Annotated in this window: 1 protein-coding gene; it reads left to right on the top strand. The window is 39.3% G+C overall.

Annotation, left to right across the window (positions count from 1 at the left end; all coding sequences use genetic code 11):
• The coding region (locus tag B9T16_RS28905) for a DUF4157 domain-containing protein (protein ID WP_410246417.1) at positions 1-980 on the top strand (980 nt) is incomplete at both ends.

The following is a 980-nucleotide window of genomic DNA, read 5'->3' as shown; positions in this document are numbered from 1 at the left end:
AGGGGTGTGAGGATTCATGMTAATTCCCAAGCGAGTCAATTGAATCAATCCATCCAAGCGAAGGCATTTACGACGGGTCAAGATATCTTTTTTAAACAGGGAGAGTATCAGCCGGAGAGTCGGGGCGGACAAAAGCTCATCGCCCATGAGTTGACTCATGTGGTGCAGCAGGGAGGGACATCGAATAATCATACCGTTCGGGCTGATTCCATTCAACCGACGATTCAACGAACACTGAGTAAAGGGGAAATTAAGGAGGTCAACCGAATTCGTAAAGCCAGGAATTTACCTTTGCTTTACAGCCTTGAATCTGTGTGGGCTAAAGCCGATATTTTGGGCAATGTGGATTTACCAGGGGCGAGAAAAATTCTTGAGACTGCTTTTCATTCTAACTGGTTTCTGGCACAAGAGTACCTGTTGGATACAAGTAAATGGGTCAAACAAGGAAAACAAAAACAAGAAGCAGAAGCTAAGTTAGATAATTTCAAAAAGCTGATGAAGAGGTTTATAAAATTACGAGAAGAAGAAACTAATAAACTTTTAGAAGATATTCGAGACGAATTGCACCAACAAAATCAATTTAAAAATATGGAACCAAAACGGGTTTTGGAGTGGGGATATGCAGGCAGTACGTCTTTAACTTCTGATATTGATTATAACCTGAAAGGATCGGGTTCAATTCAAGCTGTGAGTTTATTTAATAAATATTTTAAAACTAAGTTAAATTGGGCATTGGATCCCGGAACGGTTTATGATGTCAATGTTTATGCTCAAGATTTTATGACTCCCAGCCCCGAAGGCAAACCATTTGATAAAAATGAATATCAAAATACGATAACGCCCGTTCAAGAAATTCAAGAATTAAATGCCTCCGAGGCACGAGAATCGTTGGGTTTTGAGGCATTTTCTTTAAACCAAGATGTTTGGTCAATGTTGAAAATGCGAATTTATATGAGCGAGAGTGAGTGGAATAACTATAA

It is taken from the genome of Arthrospira sp. PCC 8006 (assembly GCF_046480465.1).
In the GTDB taxonomy this organism is placed as follows: domain Bacteria; phylum Cyanobacteriota; class Cyanobacteriia; order Cyanobacteriales; family Microcoleaceae; genus Limnospira; species Limnospira platensis.
Note: the sequence above shows the minus strand (reverse complement) of the source record. Positions and strands in the feature narration are given on the sequence as shown.